The 22,814-nt window shown below is 45.1% G+C and carries 23 protein-coding genes; 1 reads left to right on the plus strand and 22 read right to left on the minus strand.

All coding sequences use genetic code 11. The features are described 5' to 3' along the window. Positions 1 to 7 precede the first annotated feature (7 nt). The 9 genes from ACFPOF_RS06620 to ACFPOF_RS06660 form a co-directional block, all read right to left on the minus strand. A complete protein-coding gene (locus ACFPOF_RS06620) occupies positions 8 to 1,150 on the minus strand; it encodes a hypothetical protein (RefSeq protein ID WP_378130829.1) in 1,143 nt (380 codons plus the stop codon). A 40-nt stretch (positions 1,151 to 1,190) separates the two neighbouring features. Then, positions 1,191 to 1,814, minus strand: a complete 624-nt coding sequence (locus ACFPOF_RS06625; protein WP_378130831.1) for a nuclease-related domain-containing protein — start codon at positions 1,812 to 1,814, stop codon at positions 1,191 to 1,193. A 102-nt stretch (positions 1,815 to 1,916) separates the two neighbouring features. Further along, positions 1,917 to 2,387: a hypothetical protein gene (locus tag ACFPOF_RS06630; protein ID WP_378130833.1), complete on the minus strand. Its 471-nt coding sequence runs from the start codon at positions 2,385 to 2,387 to the stop codon at positions 1,917 to 1,919. Positions 2,388 to 2,663: 276 nt separating this feature from the next. Continuing rightward, complete coding sequence (locus ACFPOF_RS06635) at positions 2,664 to 2,840, minus strand: hypothetical protein (protein WP_378130835.1); 177 nt, start codon at positions 2,838 to 2,840, stop codon at positions 2,664 to 2,666. A gap of 475 nt (positions 2,841 to 3,315) precedes the next feature. Continuing rightward, entirely contained in the window at positions 3,316 to 3,717 is a 402-nt protein-coding gene (locus tag ACFPOF_RS06640; RefSeq protein ID WP_378130837.1) for a hypothetical protein, read from the minus strand. 245 nt (positions 3,718 to 3,962) lie between these two features. Further along, a complete protein-coding gene (locus ACFPOF_RS06645) occupies positions 3,963 to 4,559 on the minus strand; it encodes a hypothetical protein (protein WP_378130839.1) in 597 nt (198 codons plus the stop codon). Positions 4,560 to 4,589: 30 nt separating this feature from the next. Then, positions 4,590 to 5,567 carry a helix-turn-helix domain-containing protein gene (locus tag ACFPOF_RS06650; RefSeq protein ID WP_378130841.1) on the minus strand — a complete coding sequence of 326 codons (978 nt, stop codon included), beginning with the start codon at positions 5,565 to 5,567 and terminating at the stop codon, positions 4,590 to 4,592. Positions 5,568 to 6,020: 453 nt separating this feature from the next. Then, on the minus strand, positions 6,021 to 6,206 hold the full coding sequence (locus ACFPOF_RS06655) for a hypothetical protein (protein ID WP_378130843.1): 186 nt from the start codon (positions 6,204 to 6,206) through the stop codon (positions 6,021 to 6,023). A 26-nt stretch (positions 6,207 to 6,232) separates the two neighbouring features. After that, positions 6,233 to 6,589 (minus strand): hypothetical protein, encoded by a 357-nt coding sequence (locus ACFPOF_RS06660; RefSeq protein ID WP_378130845.1) that lies wholly within the window; start codon positions 6,587 to 6,589, stop codon positions 6,233 to 6,235. Positions 6,590 to 7,054: 465 nt separating this feature from the next. Here ACFPOF_RS06660 and ACFPOF_RS06665 point away from each other — a divergent pair, with 465 nt between their 5' ends. Beyond that, positions 7,055 to 7,561, plus strand: coding sequence for a prepilin peptidase (locus ACFPOF_RS06665; RefSeq protein ID WP_378130847.1), 507 nt, complete (start codon positions 7,055 to 7,057; stop codon positions 7,559 to 7,561). 350 nt (positions 7,562 to 7,911) lie between these two features. On the opposite strand, the gene ACFPOF_RS06670 is transcribed toward ACFPOF_RS06665, so the two are convergent. The 13 genes from ACFPOF_RS06670 to ACFPOF_RS06730 form a co-directional block, all read right to left on the minus strand. Beyond that, positions 7,912 to 13,491, minus strand: a complete 5,580-nt coding sequence (locus ACFPOF_RS06670) for an Athe_2463 domain-containing protein (protein ID WP_378130959.1) — start codon at positions 13,489 to 13,491, stop codon at positions 7,912 to 7,914. Between the two features lie 72 nt (positions 13,492 to 13,563). Then, entirely contained in the window at positions 13,564 to 14,844 is a 1,281-nt protein-coding gene (locus ACFPOF_RS06675) for an S-layer homology domain-containing protein (RefSeq protein ID WP_378130849.1), read from the minus strand. Between the two features lie 57 nt (positions 14,845 to 14,901). Beyond that, the gene (locus ACFPOF_RS06680) at positions 14,902 to 15,513 is read right to left on the minus strand and encodes an HD-GYP domain-containing protein (RefSeq protein WP_378130851.1); all 612 of its coding nucleotides are present in this window, start codon (positions 15,511 to 15,513) and stop codon (positions 14,902 to 14,904) included. 147 nt (positions 15,514 to 15,660) lie between these two features. Continuing rightward, complete coding sequence (locus ACFPOF_RS06685) at positions 15,661 to 16,287, minus strand: hypothetical protein (RefSeq protein ID WP_378130853.1); 627 nt, start codon at positions 16,285 to 16,287, stop codon at positions 15,661 to 15,663. Next, positions 16,284 to 16,745, minus strand: a complete 462-nt coding sequence (locus ACFPOF_RS06690; protein ID WP_378130855.1) for a hypothetical protein — start codon at positions 16,743 to 16,745, stop codon at positions 16,284 to 16,286. Before ACFPOF_RS06690 ends, ACFPOF_RS06685 begins: the two co-directional genes overlap by 4 nt. Positions 16,746 to 16,816: 71 nt before the next feature. Next, the gene (locus ACFPOF_RS06695; protein ID WP_378130857.1) at positions 16,817 to 16,975 is read right to left on the minus strand and encodes a hypothetical protein; all 159 of its coding nucleotides are present in this window, start codon (positions 16,973 to 16,975) and stop codon (positions 16,817 to 16,819) included. A gap of 1 nt (position 16,976) precedes the next feature. Continuing rightward, positions 16,977 to 17,165, minus strand: a complete 189-nt coding sequence (locus tag ACFPOF_RS06700; RefSeq protein WP_378130858.1) for a hypothetical protein — start codon at positions 17,163 to 17,165, stop codon at positions 16,977 to 16,979. Between the two features lie 24 nt (positions 17,166 to 17,189). Next, positions 17,190 to 17,339: a hypothetical protein gene (locus ACFPOF_RS06705; RefSeq protein ID WP_378130860.1), complete on the minus strand. Its 150-nt coding sequence runs from the start codon at positions 17,337 to 17,339 to the stop codon at positions 17,190 to 17,192. Positions 17,340 to 17,351: 12 nt separating this feature from the next. Beyond that, positions 17,352 to 18,227: a hypothetical protein gene (locus ACFPOF_RS06710; RefSeq protein ID WP_378130862.1), complete on the minus strand. Its 876-nt coding sequence runs from the start codon at positions 18,225 to 18,227 to the stop codon at positions 17,352 to 17,354. Between the two features lie 15 nt (positions 18,228 to 18,242). Then, a complete protein-coding gene (locus tag ACFPOF_RS06715; protein ID WP_378130864.1) occupies positions 18,243 to 19,172 on the minus strand; it encodes a hypothetical protein in 930 nt (309 codons plus the stop codon). Continuing rightward, entirely contained in the window at positions 19,172 to 20,572 is a 1,401-nt protein-coding gene (locus ACFPOF_RS06720) for an ATPase, T2SS/T4P/T4SS family (RefSeq protein ID WP_378130866.1), read from the minus strand. The genes ACFPOF_RS06715 and ACFPOF_RS06720 overlap by 1 nt, the downstream gene beginning before the upstream one ends. Before the next feature lie 18 nt (positions 20,573 to 20,590). Continuing rightward, positions 20,591 to 21,829 (minus strand): AAA family ATPase, encoded by a 1,239-nt coding sequence (locus tag ACFPOF_RS06725; protein WP_378130868.1) that lies wholly within the window; start codon positions 21,827 to 21,829, stop codon positions 20,591 to 20,593. Continuing rightward, positions 21,826 to 22,800, minus strand: a complete 975-nt coding sequence (locus tag ACFPOF_RS06730) for a CpaB family protein (protein ID WP_378130870.1) — start codon at positions 22,798 to 22,800, stop codon at positions 21,826 to 21,828. The genes ACFPOF_RS06725 and ACFPOF_RS06730 overlap by 4 nt, the downstream gene beginning before the upstream one ends. Between the last annotated feature and the right edge of the window lie 14 nt (positions 22,801 to 22,814).

A 22,814-nucleotide genomic window follows, 5' to 3' on the forward strand; every position in this document is an offset into this window, starting at 1 on the left:
CTCCAGATTACAATGGGAATGAGTCTTTACCGTCCCACGCGATAAATTGAAATCCTTTGCCTACATATCCATCCTGCTTTTTTTGGAGAATTGAGCCGCCTTCGTCAAGTGCGATAATCGTTTTTGGCTCCGTATCGTGAAGGATGATATCAATTCGTTGCTCGGAGAAGAGCTCAGTTACGTTCCCGATTAACGGCCGTTCGAAGTGGCGGCGACCTTCGGCGAGATATTGAATCAGTCCCGCTTCTGCAGAAGAGTCTACCGGAATCCTGGTTCTTTGCTCTTCAGCAGGGATGAAGCATAGCTGCCGATCCCAGATGTTTGTATCCCCCTTCTTAGTTGGTCCGCGAAAGAGGACATAGTATCCTGAATCGACATCCGGTACCGGGTTGGTACATTGCTCGTAGATGCTTCTCAGCACGGTGAGTTCCGTCACAAGTCGCTCCGGATCGTCAACCGAACTTATCGGTAATCGAACGAATTTCGGATTCGTGGGGTGTGCGATCGCCGGCATACTCCGCCTACCCCATCCGATTATGAACTGATGCTTATCCCTTTTCGGCCAGTTCGCCTTATTGTCCGCTACGTACAGCATATCGAATAATGGCATGCCGTTGACCTTAATTATCTTGGCGATTTTGTAAAGCCGGCTAGCGATATTGCGCTTGCCCCCTGGACGGAATTCCGTTACTTTGAACTCCTGCAGCATCGTAAAGAATAGCGTAGTCAACTGCACTTTCCGGTCAGTAGGCTCACTCTTTCCTCGAGGCTTGATATCTGTGAGCTTTGCCGAAGCGGGACCGGCCGCCTTTTCGCTTTTGGGTCTCGAAGGATCCATGTCGAGATTTACCCTGATTTCGTCATCAATGACTTGAACGCCCTTATCCTGCAGGAGTGATCGATAACCTTGGCGGTTATACCGGCATTTGTAATCATGCCTGACGTTGTTCTTTGCATTGCTCGGATAATTGGCGAAAAACAGTCCGTCATTCACTTGCTTCACATACAGGAGCGGGTTCAGGATATGGCGCTCTCCATGGCATAAACACTCGACGGCTACACTCTTATGCCAGGATGCCATTAACCGATCTTGTTCAGCTTCATCCAGATATTCAAAATCAAAAATAGTCTCCTCAACGCGGAACCTCAACTTTTTCCCCTCCTTAATTTAAGGATTTCCCGCTTCAGTCTTAATTCTCGTATTCCGAGGTAAGCACGATTTCTCGCGCCGTGTTCAACCATTCTATTATCGTCAGGATATTTTTGTCGGTAATGATTTTGTATGGCCGGAAGTTTATCAGGTAGTCACGCAGTTCCTCTTCCTTCAAAACAGGGAACGCCGGGCTATCTATGTTAAGACTCACATGAAGGTTATCGAATACTACGACACCTTGTACCCAATCAAAAATGCCAATATTCCGAAGGGCTTTTGATAGGACAAATACATGGAGGCGCGCTTCACGTACCGGATTTTTCATGTTCTTATTTTGTTTATGTTTCGTCTGCTGCCAGTAAATATCATCCGAGCATCCGATAATATGACCCGAGCGGTTTTTTCTTACAATTAGGAAAATGCCATTTTTTCTGATCCGAACTTCACTTAGAATCACCGTGAAATCATTCCATGTGATGGGGATGTTGTACAAGACTTCTTCATTAGATAACTGTGCTATTCTACCTGTACCTTCGGGTTCCTCGACCGGCTTTCCCACTTCTTCCCACTGTACAAATTTAGCACCCTTTGTTTTTTTCATTAGGAAAAGTATGACCAGTGCAAGAAAGGGAATTATGCTTGCAACAATAAGAAGGACCATATCGACCTCGATCTTCAATGTCCCAAAGAGGACATGACGTAATTGATACAGACAACGCTCAGTACAAGCAAGACCCTAATGTTCAAACTAGTCAAACGTTGTTTATACTGTAAGCTGAAATAATCTCAATTGATCCGGATATGGTCCCCTTGAAATAACTCGATCTATGAACCGCTTTATAGCTTCCCCTATCAACAGCTCTGCTCTTTTTAGATCCACTTCTGTATTAAAATGAAATTTCGCATCAATCGTCTTGAACTCACCGATATTAAATTTAGCATTCGCAGAAGCCGCTTCAGCAAAAGCAATCGATTTTGAAGAACCATAAGTGAGAGTCTTTAAATCCTCTATGTCCATAACACTGATACGGTCATCATGCCACACTGGAAGCCACGACCAACGAGCGCGACGGTACAAGTGCAGTCCGTAGTTATTACTTTGGAGAAGCTGCTCCAAATCGGCTCTTATATCGTCGTCATCAATGTCTATTCGAACAGATATGGTATGAAGTTTTCTTGCTTGGGCCGCATACTCGATAGGATAGAATTCGCTCATTAATTGGATCTGATACATGCTATAATGCCTCCTAGAAACAACATATTATTCAATAAGTTACCTATTTTTAGATTGCTTATTGAAGTAATAGATTGTCGCTAATCCTACCACAGCTATTACAATACCAACTGGCAACCATCTCATTGCAAAATCATTAAGGTCGTTCATGTTATGAACACATCCTATTCATTTATTTTGAATGATAAGTTCATCCGGATTATGCCCAAGTTCGATGTAACCCATCAATCTCTTATCTTTCATTCCAATACACGCTCCGTATTCAATTTGATGTGTTCACTGATCCTTTCTAGGTTTCACATCAATCCAGTTAAATAAAAGGCATACAGCGATTACAAAGGGAAGCAGCCACCAATCGCTCATTTCTTTTTTTAGCACCAGACTCTTAAACAACCAGCCTGAGATAATGCTACCTGAAATTATGATCAGTTCATGCCATTTGATTTTTTTCATGTAAGCTCCTATTCAATAAGTGGCCTAAAGGTAGACAGGTTCGTCTTCTCTATGTATAATCCATCCGATCGGCGATACGACTGACCTTCTTTGAGTACCCTTGCCCGCATTTAGGACAATTCCCATCGATCCGAGGATCATCGTTATACGAAGGGTAAGTATGCACCAGAACGTTGTCACAGTTATCATTAAAACATTTCACTCGGACGGTGATTCTATAGTAGTCAATCTGGCCAGGGAATCCGTACATGCTATACACTCTCCTATTCAGTTTGTTACGCTACATTTGAAATTTGCAAGCAAAATGCCGCTAGGTTAACAGCGAGTCCGGTGCCGGCAAATGCTAGTGATTTGGGCCGATTATCTGCGTAGCTCTTAAAAACATATCCGAAGAAATATGCTACGGAAATTGCATTTAAAATTAGTAGGGCAACGTTCATGAAAATACACGCTCCTTATTCAAAGTGTTGTGTTTTCACCCGAGCACTTGAAGCATATCTCGGACATATTGCTTAGGCGGTGGTGTAGAGCTATGAAATACAGTTGGGTCAGATTGCCCCAGTGAATACAGCAAGTCAACCATTCTCATTTTGAGAAGTGCCAGTGCATCGGCAATTTTTGATGGCTCTTCGTGTTTTACCTCCTGAAGTACCGCACATAATAACACAAAGTGTCCCGAGTAATTATCCAGTTCTGTAAGGAGCAAATCCGCATCAACATCTAATAGTTCAAATATCTTCGATGGAAAGCGTAAGTTGCTTAAAGATGAAAGAGCAGAATCTAGATTCTCTCCTCCTATTAATCGTAGAAGCAACAACTCTACAAATTCCTGCGTTACGCGGGCTGGAATAGATGGTTTTTTATTTTTTTTGAACATATTTTCAATCCCCCACCATTATGTAATGAATTATTCAATGAAATCATTGTTCAATTATTTTTCCATGGATTATCTATTTATAAAGAAGACCTCTCTCCAGCAATGAATTCTTCTCGGATAGCATTTAATTCTTCAAACTTGGTTCCATCCCAACCAAGAGGCGTATACGTCCCCCGCATGTTCACACCAAACAACTGCTTTTGCCGGAGCGCACCCCATTTTGGTGCATTTTATCGTATATTGCATTACCCTTCTCCCTCGTTTTCCTTTTTTAGAATTCGTTCAATACTGCCACTCGTTCTTTTTTCATCGAATACAACCTCGAATTCGTGTTTTTTATAAAAGTGTTCGGAACGATCGAAGTGCTCGGCGTCAACGGGCGATAGCTTTCCAATAATACTGTGTGCGTCACGCAACTGGGCTTCCCTAATGAGATACTTCAACAAAATCGACCCGTTTCCAATGTCGTTATCTTCATTTTGAATATCCTCGATTTTGATATAGGTTTGACGAACGGAGGACATCAAATCTTTGTAGATCATTCCGTAAATTCTTGGCCGATTCGTGATTCCAGGATAAGAGTTTCCTGTTAAAAAGAACTCGATCATCGACTCTCGCACAATTCTAACGACGAACAAGTCCTCTCTCTTATTTTTCTCGATGCCTACGATTTCGGCGCCTTTGGAGTGCAGCATAAAAACTCTATAAGCAATGCCAATAAGGTCGCTATATCGTTGTGCTTTATCCCTTTCAGTTGCAAGTTCCAAATTGGCTTTTTCAATTTTGGAGTCGTAGTATTCCGTGATTTGGCTTATTTGCTTTCTGAACAGCCATTTCAACATTTTTGCTCATCTCCCATGATGGTTATATTTTTAGGATTCTTCCGGATCCGCAATCATTCGGTAATAAATCCATTCCTGCAAGGTCATATTCGCCTCTGCTGCGCGCCGGCTGATCTCCAATTTCTTTGAATCAGGAACATAAATGGTTATCGGGGAAAGGCAGGTATCAATTAAAGTTCCGTCATATTTAGGAACGATTTCCCCTTGCGTAATAAAAAGTTGCAGTTTATCAATCATATCTGGATGGGTGGTAGGCATGACGCCTACCAAAACCGATTTCTTCACTTCGACGACGATCTTATCGGCTTGCCTGATTCTAATGTTCGCCGGGCCGACTTGGAGGAACAATTCCTCAATGATGGAGTAAATGATTGATTCGATTGAAGCGGGCCTTGGAAACTCGAATCGAGCATATCCTTGGCTCGTTATGGCTTTTTTGTGCTGCAGATCATTCAACGGCACCCATCCGTCTAAAGCAGCCTGCTCGTATGAAATTTCTCCATTTCCCGTCTGCAGGACAATTTCCGTTTTCCGATAGTTTACCCGATTCATGCTGACAATCCGCGCATTATCCTTTCCAAACCTGTACGCCTGGTAGAGATAAGCGCCTGTTTTCCGATCGAAGATCGTTTCGTGCTTTCCGCTATCTGGATTGCTCGAGATGAATGAGCGCAAATCCTCTTCTTCAATGAAGAATGTCCTTTTCCCCCGGAGCTCGCCTTCATAAAAAGGTAGTTTCGCTTCTCGGAGTAGTTTGTGAATATGAGTAGGCGATCGACCGATTTTCTTTGCGGCTTCCGATACCGTCAAATCCCGTTTAACGTAAACCGGCTTGATATGATCGATATCCTCTCGTCTATAAACGAATCCTCCGTCAACCTTATATGTTTTTTTGTTCACCGGCTCGAGCTTTTTGGAAGGATCCGCGTGATTTCGAATTCTGTAAAGCGAAGTCGTTGTAATGCCGAGCTCGGCAGCCGCTTCACTTGCCTTGATATATGCGGTCATGGCGTCCTGCCTTTCATTTCGATTTCAATACTGTCCTGTGCTTTCAAAAATCGATTGAATATCCAGTTCGTAATCGGAATTACCGTTAAGTACGCAATTGCGGATGTATATTCTACACCTGTTCGGTTTTGAAGGTATACGGACATCCCATACATACTAACCATCGAATAACACGATCCAATATAACCCGCGGCATAGCGGAAATACTCAATAACTCTCAATCTGCGTCTAAACAAAACGCGTTGAAGCACGATGTAACTGAGAATGATTGGAAGCAACGAGATTGCCAATCGAAACGAATAGTGACTCAAGCTGCCGATATTTCTTTCAAAGTAAGTAGCGCCGACCAAAGATATGAGAAGCAGGTATGCTTCGGTGTACAAGACCATCCAGGAAAAGCGTCCCCTTACTCCCCCTAATAAATAGCTAATAGCTCTCCCCCCCTTGTTTGGTTCAGCTCGATTTTTGAAGAAGGTTCATTTCGCGTTCGACGAGCTTCGTAAGTTCAGGCTCATAGCCGGAAGTTATCCGATACTTGCGAATGAAGTCTTTCACGAATTTCGAGGCATTCTCTGGCCGGTATATACGCGTCAAATCTCGCAGGCTATCTTTTACCTCGTTTTGACTATGCTTTGCCATTGTCCTCATCCCTTCAACATCGGCTTTTAGTACGCGTCTCTCATATATTCTTGGTAGCATGGGTAACAAGCCCGTTCAGATTTCGGATGCACATTTTTCTCCGATAAATACATCGCTTCCAATTTAGCTGCCGTCTCGTTCTCGAACTCGAGGATTCCCATATCGCAGCCGCCTATTGTGCAGAATTCGGTTGTTATCGTCCACTTCCCAATCTCTTCATCAAAGAATACGGGCAGAGTAAATGTTTTCTCTCCGGACTCATAGCACGCCAGTTCGCGATCAATCTTCTGTAACCGTTCCAGGAATCGCAATGCCGCACTGTATGATTGATCGGACATGAATGATGGCTTCTTCGATAAATCAGAATTCGTCTTCTCCTGCATTGCTCAACCTCCGGATTATTGTATATTAGTTAATTAATATATTAGTATTGTACCATATCTTGTCATTGATAGACATCTCAATCCTACGTTTACACTTTTCGCCGTCTAGTCTTTCTCAACCACTCTTATTGAACTTTTCTAAATATATCTATTTGAATTTGAATAGTGGATAATATGAAACGAATAACCCATATTCTTCGCACGACATGATATTACACACTTCTCATTCTTGATTAGGCGTTTGAACAAGCTGTTTGATATAATAGTGGTATATTAATAAATTGATATGTGATAATTGTCAATGAATCATGTTACTCCATCTGATCCACTCTACGTGGCCCCTGCGCTTCCGTCTCCTTCATTGGTGGACACCTCGCCGGCAGATTTGGATAATACACAATTCTATGACTTTCTTTCTCTGATCGGCTCCCGATCGACAAAACTTTATAATAAAGGAGATTTGCCATGTATTCGGTAAGTACCTTCTTTCACACTTGGGAATGGATTGTCGGTATCCCTTTCGCGGCACTTATCGTCGCGGCCTCGTTTCTTGATATAAGGACCAGGGAGATTCCCGATATCCTCATATTGCCGGGGATCGCATACTTCACGCTTGTCCGCATATGGATTCATCCGGATTCCTACTCAAGTCATCTCATCGCGGGTTTGGTCGCTGGAGGACTCTTTTATCTCATCGCCGTACTCGTCCCAAAAAAAGGCGATAAGTATGAGGTAGGTGGCGGCGATATTAAATTCCTTGCATTGACCGGAATTGTGCTTGGGGTGAAGTTGACCATCCTCTCCCTCGCCCTTCTCTCCCTCATCGGCACGTTCGCTGCGATTGTCTTCTTGATCGTAAGACGTCGCGACGGTATTATTCCATTCGGTCCTTTTATCGCCGGCGCCGCATTAATAAGTTATTACTTTGGTTACGAATTCTTTCGATGGTCGCTAACTCATATCGTTGTTTAATAAAAGGATAATCAGATTTTGAGGTGAAAACATAAAAAGGGGACTGATGGAAAATGGAAAACAAGGAGATGCCTCTGCCTAACTTTATGGTGTTGAGGCAGAAGAACAACAAGGGCCCTGCCTACAAAGTAACTATCAGCAAAAGTACATTGAAAGTGCTGGACGAAGAAGTTATACGGTATTCCTGTTGGTTGGTCAGTCCAAGATTTCTACGATTTGTTGGATGAAGGAAAGAGATATTTTGGGCATACCGACAGTACAACAGCAGAAAATTGTGAAGGGCGTTCAACCCAAGATTCCAAATAACCTAAGAAAAATCCCACTCCGATAGGAGCGGGATTTTCTTTTGGTCAGTGAACACGGTGAGTGCCGGTTACGTCCCAAATGCTGTCTTTAATTTTTACTGGCACGGTTGTCGATTTTACGACACCGTTAGAGTAGGTGACCGTGAACTTAAAGTTGTAGGTTCCATCGGCCAGTTGATCAAAGTTCTTTTGCCACATCGAACCTCCCCAATTATAGCCAGAGATCAGGTTCAGGTTCACCGTTACACCCTTCTCGATCAGTAATACCGTTACGTTTGTGGCGACGTCGAGCGACGAACCCGTATTGGTTACGCTCGATGCGAGATTGAATTGCTCTCCCGCCCAGAAAGTGTCTGCCGATCGAGTTGAGGAAGGATTAGCGGTGTTGTACGCGATCCGGTTCGCCTCCCATTGTGCGGTATGGTTGACCGCGCCAGTAATTCCGAGCGGATTCACAATGAATGTGTGCGTCACGGTCACCGGAGCTGCCTTTCCGTCACTCAAGGTCATCGTAGCTGTGTAAGTCCCAACCGCATTTACGACTAGCGTAGGCCCGCCGCTTGTTGGATATGGGAAATTCCACGTAAGATTCGTATTCATCACGACGGCACCGCTTGGATTCTTCACGGTATAATTGACAGCCAATTGATCATGCTCATTATCGCCTACACCAACCGGGTCAAAATGAACAGTATCGCCTTCGAAAATCGGCATTGCCGTATTATTCGAATTGTACGTATAGATTTTGAAGTCACCGAATGGCGGCGTGTTGTGCGTGAGAGTTACCGTTTTCGAAACTCTTTGCACGTTACCATTTGGTGTGGTCGAAGTCCACTCGAACGTGTAGTTACCGTCCGGAATACTGGCTCCTGGCGTATAGCCACCAGACCAACTCTTACTTCCGAAGGCGACGGTCGATGTGGTCGTAGACGTCAATGGCACCGTTGCCTGATACGCAGTCCCCTTGAATACGGTAACGGTCGTTGTGTTTGGATACTTCGTTGTAGTTGCCCGAAGCGTCAACGGATAAGTTGCAACGATCGTAGACACGTTCGTATTGAACGTATTGTCGATCCAACCGTTTAGGTTAATCGGTGTCGAGACAGTCACCGGAAAGTCCAAGAAGGCATTCGTGCCCGGCACCGAACCAACGGCAGTGACGCGATACATATAGTTGCCATCCGCTAGAGTCGCAGGAATAGCCATCGTTTCATCTGCCCAGCTGATGTCGTTACCACTCTTCGTTCCCGTGTAATAGTTCACGTGTCTGCTCATGACTCCGCTTGCCATGGTCAAATCCAACGAGACAGAATATGGATATCGCGTCCACATGTTGAATGCTGTCAGGCTTTCGCTCGCTGGAATTGCCGCAAGGGAAAACGCACTATCCGTTGTTTTTAACTTTGCTTTCAGCTGCATTGGCGGAGATGCCGGAAGTACATAAGTTTTAATATACGGATCCGACCAAACACCCTCCATGTCCTTTACAACATATTCGACCTTGTACGTTCCAGGCGCTAAGCTGTCGGGAATCGAGGTAAACGTCTCGCCAGTTCCCATGTCAGTAAACTTCATTTTCGAATCGACGATACCCTTGTCGGTTGCGGCGCGTGTCACGTTGTGGTCGAGGTCGTATGACTGGTCCACCCAACGTGTATTGTACGTGTTGTTGTTTAAGTCATAATCGAAATCCAAGTCCAGCAGCGCGATCGGCTTGCGGTGAACCATCACTTCAAGAATTGCTTCATTTGAATAATAACCGTAGCTGGCAAATGCCGGGTCTGTTGACGGTTTATCCTTCACGCGTCGTACGAACGTATATTTCCCCGTTTTGTTAAACGTAACGGTGTTCTTGTATGCGTCCCATATTGCGTCGTCATAATTATTTCTTAGTGTTACACCGCTAAGCTTGTCCATCCCCATCGAGTTATCGAACGCGTCTGGATCCTGAAATATTTTAAGCTCGTCGGTTGGAATCAGATCATTCTCGAAGTCAAAAGTTGCCGTGTGGGTCAAGATCGGTTCGCCAATCAACTTGTAAATGCGCGGAACAGCCGGATTGTTTTCCGCGATATAGGCGATGACATCTGCGATCAGTTGATCCATCGGCTTGTCATTCTTGAAATATTTCGTGAAACCCGGAACTTGCACCTTTATGCCGTCCTGCCCAATCAGAATCACCTTGACGGCATTCCGGGAGATCGTGTACTGCAAGTCGGGTAATTGACTTACCTTATCGTCGGACACATAAACCAAATACTTTTCAGACTGCGATCGAAGGAACGACGTAGACGAACTATATGGCTGTCGCACATCCTTCGTTATCTTCCCTGCATAAAAGCCGGTATAACTATCGTAATATACGATGTCCGGCGGAAGTGGCACATCGTGTGTCCAGTATACGGTTCCTGCATAGTTGGCTGTCCAAGTCACAGTACACGAACCATTCTTCGGACCGGTGTTGCCACAACTCCCACTAGGTGATTGACCGGTACGGGATAAGGTTCCTGAGTAACTGCCATCATTATAACCTTGGGAATCACCGCATTCGCCCCATGAGCTATGGTCCTTCATATTTCCATTTCCATCGTAGGTCGTGACAACATTATTACTACAGGTATTGGTTGCTGTCTTGGAGTCTGTTACGGTTTTCGTTTTTCCTGCATTTAAGTCTACAGGGTATGGCGAATTGGAAACGCTTGTCCGGGCCAATGTGCCGCAATATCCGCTGTCGCAGTAATAATAGGTCGACGAGGGATATGAGGATCCCGTACCACTCGAATATGAAGCTTGCTTTTCGTATGTGTAGGTTTTCATATCCCATATCCCTACAGCCGGATCCATACTTGCCTGAGTCATGCTATTCGTGATCGTCACGGTGTTACCCAACACATAGTCGGCGGAAGTCTGCTTCAGGTTCGCATCCAACAGCATAAATACATCCACTTTAGGCTTATCATTCGGCGTATCCAGGTACAGATCCGCTGACGGCGCCAAGTTATCGACGGCGAAATAAACGCTGAAGCGATTTTCCTGATCATCCTCGGGCTTTATGAACTCCATCAACCGTTCTTGCGTCGTCCCTTCTTTCGCGTATACGTCGATGCGGTACTGGCCTATCTTGTTGAAATTTGGCAGCTCCGTCAAGTCACCATCCGTACTGTATACAAGCGTATCAAATGAATCGTTGTTTTTGCTGTCATACCACACTTTTAGTGACTTTTCCGCGATAAAATCTTTGTCGATCGACTGTACATCGTAAAAGAGTTTAAGTTGGTCGAGTCGACTGATTTGTGAGGAATAAGGATGTGCAATAATGGCCGGTGTCTCGTCTGGCAAAATCTCAAATTCAACCTCATAAGGCTCTGAATAGCGGTTCATGACAAAGTTACCATGAATGTCGGTGAGCGTATTGACGGCTCTGAGCGAAATTTTCTTGCCTTGTCCCGGCTTCTTGTACATGAACGTCTTTATTTCGTTGGTGTCCGTACGCAAGACCAGATCGGGATCGGTCGGATCAGCAAAGGACATTGTGTACGTATTCGGATACCGGTTTAGCACAAACGGATCATTGAACGTGTCTGAATCGTTCTGTACGTCCATGCGTCGGTTTTGCTTGTACAACTTGCTGAAAGCGGTATGGACTACAGGCACGGTATCGTGGATAGCGACTGTCTTTTCCAAAAAGGAGACGTTACCATCCGGCGCTTTCCATTCAGCGCGTACGACGTGTAGTCCGTCTGCGGCGTCGCCGAACACGTACTTCCCTGCCCAAAACTCGTCCGCATCTATACTTTTTCCATCGACTGTGACGCTGCGCGTGAAACTACCGTAATCCGGAACCGGGTCGCCGTTATTATGAATGATGTCTGATGGCGCGATATCCTCTGCTGGAAACGGTACAACGTCATACCACCTTTCGGGAACGTCCGCGTTTGGCATAAAAAACATCGGCTGCGGAGGCAGTTTGATCGGCGTACCATCATCACCCTTGTTCTTGACCTGTATGGCGGTATGCTCTTGCTTATATATCGATTTCTTCGTCGGGTCTTTCTTGTCATATATCGTCTGCGTAATATCGAACTTGATGACTTTCGAGGCCGTCACCGTTTCGCTTGGGAAATGAGACTTAATCCACGTAAACATCATGCCGTTCACGGCGGCGATGTCCAGGTCACCGATATCAACGTTAAGCAAAGGATCGGTGGAATATGAGAAAGACTTCGAAGTACCATCATCAGCGGCGATGTCGATCCGGTAGCCGTGCGCCACTTTACCCGAGTACGACATATCTAGGTAGCCGAGCATGTCCGGCTTATAGTCCGATGCCTTCTGAAATTGAACTCTCTCGATGACCGAGAAACGGGAAGCCATAGGTTCGATCGACTTTTTGAACTTGATCGTAACTAGCGGGTAAGCGTAAAGCGGTGTGGGCTGACCGTAGAACCACACAGTCACCTTCGCGTCGGTCGTGTGCGCCAGATCTGCCCCTGAAGCGACAAGCGATGCAAGATCCACATTGAGGTCAAATGATCCCGTCGCGGTGAAGTCCCCGCCTGACGATTGGCCAATGACGATTTTATCTTTGTTCACGTTCTTTTCAATATCGAACTCTTGCACGAGCATCTTTCCGGATGACTTCTCATTCAGCTCGAGCCGTACTTTCGAAACGTCTGCTCGCGTATAGAACAGCTGCTTATTTTGCTCACTTTTGAAATACGCTCCGTCTTTCAGGATACCGATGACGTCTACTTTGACTTTTTTCGTACGTTCGTCATAAGTCGGGATCGGCTGTGGATCTCTAACTTTGGTGTCCCCTGCAACGGGCGTAAAGTTCTTCTTGATTGATTCTAGCGGGAACGTTTGGCGCCATACTTTGTTGCTATTCCAAGAATAGTGCCATAAAACGCCGTATCCACCTGCGCGGGTCGATGGGAATTGGTCGATTTGAACATAGTTACGTGGATCTCTATAAGCATCACCAGATAACACTGTTCTAGGTTGATCATACTTAACGGGATACTTTATCCCAAAAGAAAGTGAGGACTGTAGATTTGATAATATATTATCGAACTTTGATGAAAGCACGTCGTCATATTTTGATGTAGCATCATTCAAGTATATTTTCCCTGGATCTGTTGCTTTATAGTTGCTCTTCAATGTTGCATTATCCCAGGGGCGATAGAGCCAGTGCTTTTGATAATTCTCTAAAGGTCCTTCTGCGTCGTTTGGAAAAAACTTATTGTGATACAGGCCTCCACTTTCAGTGAAACCGATATATTCCCATTCCCCATAACTCATCTTGCCTGTTTCTTCATCGTAGGCATAAAAATGACCGGCTCCCTTTGTCACAGAATCCGGATCATCTGCATCTGCCTGTGTTGCTGGCTTAAAACGGTTCCTTGGAGATTCACCGTTGCTACCCGATACATCCAAAGGTGTACCGTAAACAACAATATTTTTTAAGCCTGTGCTGTCGGTTGTCCCATTCCCGAGATCCCATGACTTCTTCGTGTAATAGTCATAACGCAACGGATGGCCGTGCGGATCACAAGGCGTGACGCCAACAGGAATCGGCCCGTTATAAGAACAAGAAGATGCGGCCGTAGCCCTTCCTGGAATCATATCCAGGAAGGGTGCGACCAGAAAAGAGATTGCTACAAGAATTGCTAGTAGTTTTTTCAAAATGACATCTCCTTAGCTCAAACTCACATAAATTATCTCTTTTGTTCTGGTAAGTTCGATTTTTCGACCATTAAAAGTGATGACGGTATAATCCGAAGTCAAGGTTTTTTCCATCGAGAATACTTTCGCTTTGAGATCCAGACCTTTCCCATCGCCCGCTAGAAACTCGAATGCAGCATCCACAAATTCTTTGGTTCCCACAAATGAATGATCGGCTTTATAACCAAACCCTGGTTTGTTTCCGACGCTATTTGCAATCCCAAATGTTGCTTCAGGGAGATAAGTAACATCGTTAAGCAAACCGATTCTAATAGTCCAATCCCAATTTTTGTAGGTGTCTTCATCCTTGAAGCAACCGACTCCAAAACCGGTTACATCCAGGTAGCCATCTTTGCAGTATGTCTTTCCAATCCGTACAATCTCTTTATAATTAGAAAACGTAGCTTTACTATTAAACAAATAAATATTCCCTTTGGCTTCAACATACATTTGTCCAGATAAATCCGGAGTAAAAGGCGTACGCGCTTCTTTGTTCCTCAAGCGATCTATAAGAGAAAGCGCCTCAGCTCGTGTAATGAATCGATGGGGCTTGAATTTATGATCCGGATAGCCGCGCATTAAACCCGCGAGCATAACTGACATCTTAAAATCTTCAACAGGACCTTTAGTGAAAGTATTTAAGTCAGTTACGTCAGCCTTGGTTATAGCATAATCTGTGTAGTTCGTATCAAAGTTATTTTCAAAACTCTTGTACCACAGTCCAAGAATGTATGATGCTTTTTCACGACTTAATGGCTTTTTGAATGTTTTGTAATCTTTCTCCAGTGGGAAAACATCATCATACTTCTGAATGAACGACATGTCATAAAGGAAATCGATAAACGGTTTCGCGTAATATCCGCTTTTCGCATTCGTAAAGTTAAATCCCGTACTCCAAACAGCATTTTGAATACTGCCAATTCGGCCGGGATACAGCTTTTGCGTTGCCTCCAACCATTCCCGATCCCATTCCGCCGCTTTCCCGTCATAGGTTTTGCTAAAGGCGCGGAGCATCATGATGACAAACTGGTCAGCGGTCACCACGTCATCCGGACGGAAAGTGCCATCCGGAAACCCAGAAATAATACCCAGTTGGTACATACGGTCGATGGAAGGCTTCGCCCAGTGGTTTGGTTTCACATCTTTGAATTGAGCGGTCGCTTCTTGGGCACTGTTGTCGGCGCTGGCAATTCCAGAGAAAAGCATTGTCACTAAAGAGAATATGGCTATGATTGAGTAAAATTTCGATTTCATTAATATATCCCTCCTAGAAGTTGTCTTTTGTAGTATCGGCCGTTGAACGGGAAATCGTTATTGGTGATTCATCATTTTGAAAAAGAATTGCAGGATGAGCGGGTCGAATTGATGGCTATCCCGCTTCATAACTTCAAGCGCTTGGTCGATGCTTTTTGCATTCGAGTAAGGACGTTCCGTGGTCAACGCGGAATAGGTGTCGGTAATTGCTGCAATCCTGCCAGGTAGCGGGATCTCCAGCTCCTGCAAGCCTTCGAGATAACCTGAGCCGTTGAAGCGTTCATGATGATAACGAACGATGTCTAGCATAATGCTAGGCATCGACAATCTACACAACAGCCGGTAACCATCGACAACATGATCCCGAAGGCACCCTTTTTCTTCGGGTGTAAGAATACCGCTCCCTTTAAGCACCTTGTCGTTCATCCCGATTTTTCCGATGTCATGCGTTAGCGAACCGGCGAAATACAGAACAGCGTTTTGCGGGTCGAACTGTTCTGCAAGTCGGTATGAGAGGTGCGCCATCTGTACGGAATGCTCAGCGGTCAGTGGGTCACGAATCAATAAACATGAGAACAGCGCATTGATGACGCGCAAAATATCTTCCGGTTCGTTTGTTCTATCCCAAAGGATTCGTAGTTCATCGGCAACGGTGCCATTGTTATGCAACTGTATCGTGCTCTTCACCCCCCTGTCGATTTCCCACCGTCATCGGTCACCTTTGTCTCCGCTCGCATGTATCCGGACGATAGTCGTATGTTAGTTAATATATATATTATAAAACGAAAATAACAAAACTCATAATTATTTTAGCCATTAGTTGATATTGAAATAGACTTCCTGAACAGCAGGAATCAACAATGGTTCATTCATAATCGAACCGATACCTTCATGAACAGAGTCCACAATCGCCACGAGTGATGGACCGACGATTGTTTCGTTTACCGTTCTCGTGACTTGGAGTGGACTAGAAGGATTCAAAGTTACCGAACACGTCACGCGAGATGCTGCGCTACTGTATGTGCATGAGGTTGGTTTTGTATTCAGATTCGTGATAGTACCTGCTTCGTAATCGACATACAAGAGCTCGTCTATATTTACGACGCTCCCCTCCTTTAAGGGGCTACCCGGGAGTGCAACATTTGAATTGTCGAGCCTCATATTCATTCGAAGATATTTATAGAACATATCTTGCACACGTGTCCCAGGTGTCGAAATGTCTAGTTTGAAATTTCCTTGAGAAAGCTGCACCTCGTCGATAGACAAAGAGCCGGCGTGCACAGCAACATTCAACTTGTTTTTAAGCCTGTTTTGCGTTTTGTACATCTGTATATAGTCAAGGCAACGCGCCATTACGAGTACGGAGAGAAGCATCGAGATGATATAAATGATCATCACGCCTACACCGCCGCGCTGATTACCTACGATTTTCAGCTTTTTCATTTATGCTCACTTCTCCCGTAATCATCAAGGTAGAAGTAACCGGGTTCTTCAGTGGAACTGATTCCAAAGAAAAACATAACTTTTGCCAAATCCGTAGCCGGATACTTGATTACCAACCGTATCGTTGGGTCGGCATCATATTTCCTGACCAGAGTTGTCGTCGTGCCTGCGAATGATGGGTAGGTCACACCGCCCTTTACAACCGTTGGGTATCCAAGCGAAGACAGCTTGTCTTGCAAATCCGTCTGAATCTGCGGAGTTAAATACCCGGCCGTCTGAACCATTTGAAGTGCCCGATCCTTCATATCATCCATTTTGGCTTGCTTCATGAGAAAGAGAAATATTGTTAGCATGATTACCGTAATGCCTAAAGTGGGAACCAGAACGATAAGTAGGGTTATCAGGTTGGTAACGCCTTTTTGATTTTTTAGTGGCCTAAGCAATTTATTCCATATCATTAGAAACACACTTCTTTCCGAGATATTGTGAGGGGGAAGGGTCACAAGGGTCAACCCTCCCCCCTCCATGTTCACGGACCAGGTTTGTATCCGTAAGAACGGACTTCCGTTTTTAACTTATCGTAGCCGGTCGTTACGGAATTGTTTAACCCAAATGGACTTAAGAAAATCCACGTGCAAAGACCGATAATGATGATGGCCGAAACGATTTTGATTGCAGGATCATCCATTTCACGGTGCCTTTTGTCCGACGCCTGGTGCGATAGCGCCATCGTAGTTGAAAGTAGTGACTTTCGTGTGAACATTGCCAGCTCCTCTACTTGCACCGTCTCCGACGCCGTTCGGGTTGTTGAATACCCAGAACATAAGAGCAGCACCAATAATTATCCCGATAATCGTACCAATAGCTTTATCTGACATGTGAGATTGCCTCCTTGATTTTTCTTATTTTGTGGCTTCAATGATTTTCGTACGAACGTTCGCTCCACCTTTATCCAGACCGTCGCCTATCCCATTTGGATTGTTGAAAATCCAAAAAGTAAGGGCAACACCTATGATGATCGCGACGATGGTGCCTATTGCCTTGTCAGACACATGACCTCCTCCTCAAAACACTTGTTTAATAACTTCTTGAAAACTTATATACCACGGTAGCAACGCAAGAGCGCTGGCTACACCAAAAGGTATCAAAATGACGAAGGTGACTCGGAGCGGGGATGCCTCAATCTTCTTTTTAATCTGAAAATCCCGCATGATGTCGATGTTCCTTACCTGCTGATCAAACAGGTTGATGATTTTTTCTTGTGGAGCATTCCAACTCGCCAGCAGCGTGTTCGTTAACGGCAGCACTTCATTGATCCCAATTTGCTCACCGAAATGGTTAATGGCCATCCTTGGATTGTCCATCCAGTCGATAAGCAGATCATCCACATACGGCTTTAACTCCTTGCATGTTCTTCCAGCTCGTTTAATCGCGTAATAGAGCGGAATTTTGTCCGTAATACATACGATCAATCGATGGGAGAACTTCACGATCTCTTCCGCCAACACTTCACGGCGATTCCGCGCGAAGAAGTGTATAATGAACCGCGGAAGGTAGTAACCGATTAGAACAAATACCACAAAGGGCAGGAACGGGAATGGTGGAGAATACCCGTTCAGAATACCTCGTAGCTTGGTCAGGAAGATGCAGAGAAACCCGAGGGCGACTGGTAATCCCAAGCGAAGCAAATGGTAATGAAATACTTGCATGCCATAAGGATGCCCCGCCGTTTTCAACATTCTTGCAACTTTGTAGTTCACCTTACGGGTATTTGCCTTTGATACCAAGGAAGCGTAATAATCTTGAAGATACTGTTTCCGTCTTGTTCTGGTCGATGGGACGCGCAGCCGGCGCTTGAGTTTGATAGATAATGCAAATGGCAAAATCATCATTCCCGCGCCAATGGTGAATACGATCGCGATGACCCAATATATAAACATTGCCTGCCCCCCTTTTTATAACCGCTTTCTGCCCATATGCAGTGCCCCGATAAATGAGATAAACAATACAATCACAGCCAGGGTAACAATATGGACGCCAGACGCTGTATGAAAATAGTAGTCGTAGTTTTTCGAGTCCATTCTGATATTGAAATAGATGACAATCGCTGAAAGAGCGATCATGATGAAGGTCCCCCACTTGTATTGGGTGAGCAACGTTATCCTTTTTTCTTCGTTATACTCGGAGTTTTGCATTTCACTTATCAATTTGAACAAGGATGAAGTGATATTCACGCCAGTATCTATGTGCGTAATCAAGATGTCGGCGAAGTACTGGGCCCAATCGTTACCGATGCGATTTGCAAATCCAATGAGTGCTTTCTCTGGCTTTTCCCCGGTCTGTAAGTCCATGATCAAACGATTCCATTCTCCTGCAATTTCCGGTTCAACGGTCCTCGCCGATTTATAAATGGCGCTCTCAAAGTTTTCAGCCTCAGTGAAGAAACCTACAAAATTTTGCACGGTGGGGATCATAACCTTCGCCATCGAAAGCGTCTTTTTCAGATATCGTGCCCAGACCCATAGAAGCGGAGCGGTTCCAAATACCAGGCCGATAAGTAGGTCATATGGTGGCGCTGGCATGACTTTATTGGCAAGTATGAAGACCATAAGAACGATGACCAGACAAATTGCTAGAAGGTTTTTGGCTGACATCTTGATCTCTGCAACGCTCATGTTTTCGTCGAGTTTATTAAGGAGCGGGCGGTCGAACAACGCTTTCTTGGGCTCGGCCGTAGCTAGGCGTCCATTGTTCCTTCTCTTGTCGTAGAAACGATTTCGTCTAAAGATCATAAACCCAACCATCAGACGGCCGACAATCGGTTCTACGATAAGGGACATGCCGATGATGAATACTGCGAGAAATGCGATCTCTACGATTTGCATCAGTACAGACCCAGATTTCTAAAGTCTTCGGGATCGGCACCGTAACTCATCATATGCTCCATCAGGTCATGACTGATGGTATGATCCGTACGTTCCCAATCCCGCGCTGCGATATTCCAGACGAATAAAGGATTCATCTGAATTTCACCGGTTTCGGTCGGTACGATCTCGGTGATCTCGGTCATCACGCGCCGATTTTTGTACTCGTGTTCTTTGACAAAACGCTGATAGATAACGATATTGAACGCGCGGCCGATTCGGTTTATAAGCATTCTGTCATCGTGTGTTCGACCGTCCTGCTTAACCATATCCATGATGTCAGTGATGATCATGCTGCGATATTTCGAGTGCAAGGATAACAACGTATCGTGTCCGCGAAGTGCAGCCTGCACAGCCTGAGATGCTTCAGATCCACGAATCTCACCAATTACAAACCGATCTGGACTTTCGCGAAGAAGTGGTTTGAATGCATCTTCCATCGTGATACCCAGTTCAGGGACAGACTGAAATGGAACAATATTGCGCCCTGGAAGACGTTCATGGAGCATCATTTCATGCTCGGTTTCCAAAGTGAGTACCCGTTCTTTTTCGGGAATTTCTCTAGCAAGCGCGTAGAGGGTAGTTGTTTTACCCGTTTGCGTACCACCTGCCACAATCATTGAGGCGTGATACCTTACTAGGAGTACCAGGAACTTTGCCATTAACATGTTCAAAGTTCCTTTATCAACAAGAGTTCCCTCCAAGGTTGGATCCTTCAATATGAAGTTCCGGATAGCGATTGTAGGAAATGCACTAAAAGGTGCCTGTGTCATGGTCAGACGTGCCTTATTGTACATGTAGGTGTGACATATAGGGTGTTGCTCGTTAATTCTTGCACGGCCATACAACGCAAGCCGTTCCTGAAGGCGAATGACTTGTTCAGGACTATCGAATGATCGAGGGAAGCGGGTTTTGACACCATCTTTCATGATGAAAATGTCCGTGTTATTCACCTGAACTTCCTCGATGTCCTTACCTTTGTATAAATCCTCGACATAGCCAGCTCCAACCGTCAAAGCGAAGACGGCTTCGGGAAGGTTCATTCGTTCCTGCAGCTCGCCGATAGACGCATACAGCATGTTGTCGTTAATGATCTGCTTGATATGCGCCTTGACTTTTTCCTGAGCAATTGGGTTCCCGAGACCAGCTTGGTGAATCGTTTCTTTTTGCTCATCCTGTTCGTCGGCAGTACCGTCCGTCATCTTCAAATGCTCCTGTACAATGCGGACGACTTCCTCAAGCGTACGATGCTGATAACCCCGGTTCGAAATTGCTTTTTTCTTTTCTTGCTTGTCTACTTGCAGTTGCTCAACAATGCTGAATCTCGTACGCTGCTTCCTTGCCGGTAATGTACCGTTCAATTCTAGCCCTCCTTCCTATCAAATAATTCCAAAGAGTTTCCGTTTCCCCTTAAGCGCCGCTTTGCTGTCCTTTTGAAGCGGGACAAGCTCCACGCCTATTCTTTCAGCGATCCACGACGTCAATTGCAGGATATTGTCACGAAACTCGTTCGTTTCGACTCCCTCATTCAGGTACAATGGTTGTCCATAATTGATGGCTTTTATGCCGGCTCCCTTATCGACATTCCGGACGCGCGCCACGATCTTGGTGCCCATGGCTTTCTCGATACTGAATCCCTCAAGTGCTCCTTTATTGTCGCGATTCAAAACCAAATGGAAATCCGTCTCTTTCATCCCGTAATGTTGCCACACGCTATTAAACCAATCGTTCCATGAGGACTGATAACTCGTTACAATCGGCTGAACAACCACAATCCGTTCGTCGGCGTTCTTCATGCATTTTAGAGTGGCCGCCTGGTCGGGGAACGTATGAACATCTGCGATAATCAAATCGAATGTTTTTCGAGCAACCGCCAAGAAATGTCCGATCTCGTCAATCGTGATTTTCTCTGCCCATTCCCGTCGCTGATTCCCTGTCAGAATGTGGAGGTTGGGTACGTCCTTCAACTTTTCGCAGGCCTTCAGCAAAGCGCTTTGCTCTAGTGTCCCCGAGTCACAATCCGACTGGATGAGTTGATACCCTCTATCTGATTGAATGTTCAATTGATCCCGGACTTCCGGGCTTTTGAGGTTAAAGTCTACGAGCAGGACGGTTTTATCCGGCATACGCATAGCCGCGCAAATCGCTGTCGAAATTGCAATGGTCGTCGCTCCATCTTTAGGGGATGCTGACATAACCGCAGCTAGACGTCCGCCCTCGTTCTCATCCGATGTTTTTGTTTTCGGATATACGCGGTTTCCGATCTCTTCTGCAATTTCGTCGATTGTCAGCCCGCTCGGTATGAGGGAAATTTCCAAATCAACACTCAAACGTTTGATGATTTCTCGATACCATGAATCTGTCGACTCCGAAAGTAGGATAACGATTTTTGTTTTGATTCCTACAGAGGTCTTGATGTAAGAGATCCATTCCCATGGATACCTCGTGTTGAAAATTTCCTCATGTGCGAAGATAAAGTCGAGCTCCCGTCCGGATTTATTTAATGCCCGAGTGAGCTCCTCTTCGTTAAATGCGAAAGTGGTTTCAACTTCTTTATTAATTACTTTTCCCGCTGCTTCTGCGAGATTTGGCTTTGAAAAGGCGAAAGTGATTTTCACTTGGAAATCTCCCCTTTGCTATCTGCAACTGGCGTCGATTTGTTCCCAGCTTGATTCGATGGTGATTGACTCGCCGGAACGCTTTGGTCGGGTGTTATCGAGATGTTGTTGTCCATCTTTACCGGACCTTTACTGGAATCTTTCTCGTCCATATGGTCGTTTTTTGATTTTGAGATTGTCCCAATCATTTTCATTTCCATCATGTTAGGCAAACCTAATCGAATATTACCGTCCTTGGCACCGGCGGCAAACGTTTCATACTGTTCGGGTGACATAATAAAGGTGATATACGATGGTTGACCTGAGGCATTTTGACGGTAGCGGTCTGAGTTGGTAACATCCTTCTGATCACTCGACAGCGGAAGAGATATCGGCCCAGACGAAGTTGCATCCGTTATTTCAATCCCTTCCTGATCTTTGATGTAAGCCACAGTGAGATTTTCTAACAATTTATTGGTATAAACTTTTTTGAACGTCAAATTTGGGTTCGCAGCAAGGAGGGCCGCTTGCTGCGCATCCGTGATTTCATTTCCAAAGTCGTCGAACACCTTTGGCACGGTGTACTCGACCCATGCCGTCACTTTGTCACCGCGACGAACCATGTTGTTTACAGCGCCTACAAAGTCGATTTTGAACCCGATGTAGTCCTCATCCCCTGTTGGAAACAACGCATCAGGCCCAATCTTCCAAGAAAGGAATTCTTCTGTCTCTCCGATCGGGATAATCGTTCGTTTTCCGACGATTTGACTTCTCTCCAGTAATGCATTACCCATGTGCTGTACGGTAGGTATTTGAACCTTATGAATCATGTCAGACGTAATCATCTGCCCGGCTTGAATCATTTTGACTGGTTTCCAAGTTTCCATCATCGTTACGTCAGTTCTCACACTGTTCATGTACTGCTTAAAACCCAATACGCATCCAACGACGATAATCAGACCGATAAGTCCGGGAATCCACTTTCTCCGCATACCTTAGTTCACTC

Origin of the sequence: Cohnella soli, assembly GCF_042655525.1 — a bacterium.
Taxonomy (GTDB): domain Bacteria; phylum Bacillota; class Bacilli; order Paenibacillales; family Paenibacillaceae; genus Cohnella; species Cohnella soli.

Excerpts from the sequence above, each read along its gene's own strand:
- ACFPOF_RS06730 (WP_378130870.1), bottom strand. The coding sequence starts at position 22,800 with ATGCGGAGAAAGTGGATTCCCGGACTTATCGGTCTGATTATCGTCGTT.
- ACFPOF_RS06635 (WP_378130835.1), bottom strand. The coding sequence starts at position 2,840 with ATGAAAAAAATCAAATGGCATGAACTGATCATAATTTCAGGTAGCATT.
- ACFPOF_RS06670 (WP_378130959.1), bottom strand. The coding sequence starts at position 13,491 with ATGATTCCAGGAAGGGCTACGGCCGCATCTTCTTGTTCTTATAACGGG.
- ACFPOF_RS06640 (WP_378130837.1), bottom strand. The coding sequence starts at position 3,717 with ATGTTCAAAAAAAATAAAAAACCATCTATTCCAGCCCGCGTAACGCAG.
- ACFPOF_RS06675 (WP_378130849.1), bottom strand. The coding sequence starts at position 14,844 with ATGAAATCGAAATTTTACTCAATCATAGCCATATTCTCTTTAGTGACA.
- ACFPOF_RS06650 (WP_378130841.1), bottom strand. The coding sequence starts at position 5,567 with ATGACCGCATATATCAAGGCAAGTGAAGCGGCTGCCGAGCTCGGCATT.
- ACFPOF_RS06645 (WP_378130839.1), bottom strand. The coding sequence starts at position 4,559 with ATGTTGAAATGGCTGTTCAGAAAGCAAATAAGCCAAATCACGGAATAC.
- ACFPOF_RS06655 (WP_378130843.1), bottom strand. The coding sequence starts at position 6,206 with ATGGCAAAGCATAGTCAAAACGAGGTAAAAGATAGCCTGCGAGATTTG.
- ACFPOF_RS06700 (WP_378130858.1), bottom strand. The coding sequence starts at position 17,165 with ATGTCAGATAAAGCTATTGGTACGATTATCGGGATAATTATTGGTGCT.
- ACFPOF_RS06695 (WP_378130857.1), bottom strand. The coding sequence starts at position 16,975 with ATGGATGATCCTGCAATCAAAATCGTTTCGGCCATCATCATTATCGGT.
- ACFPOF_RS06715 (WP_378130864.1), bottom strand. The coding sequence starts at position 19,172 with ATGCAAATCGTAGAGATCGCATTTCTCGCAGTATTCATCATCGGCATG.
- ACFPOF_RS06665 (WP_378130847.1), top strand. The coding sequence starts at position 7,055 with ATGTATTCGGTAAGTACCTTCTTTCACACTTGGGAATGGATTGTCGGT.
- ACFPOF_RS06660 (WP_378130845.1), bottom strand. The coding sequence starts at position 6,589 with ATGCAGGAGAAGACGAATTCTGATTTATCGAAGAAGCCATCATTCATG.
- ACFPOF_RS06630 (WP_378130833.1), bottom strand. The coding sequence starts at position 2,387 with ATGTATCAGATCCAATTAATGAGCGAATTCTATCCTATCGAGTATGCG.
- ACFPOF_RS06710 (WP_378130862.1), bottom strand. The coding sequence starts at position 18,227 with ATGTTTATATATTGGGTCATCGCGATCGTATTCACCATTGGCGCGGGA.
- ACFPOF_RS06625 (WP_378130831.1), bottom strand. The coding sequence starts at position 1,814 with ATGGTCCTTCTTATTGTTGCAAGCATAATTCCCTTTCTTGCACTGGTC.
- ACFPOF_RS06690 (WP_378130855.1), bottom strand. The coding sequence starts at position 16,745 with ATGATATGGAATAAATTGCTTAGGCCACTAAAAAATCAAAAAGGCGTT.
- ACFPOF_RS06685 (WP_378130853.1), bottom strand. The coding sequence starts at position 16,287 with ATGAAAAAGCTGAAAATCGTAGGTAATCAGCGCGGCGGTGTAGGCGTG.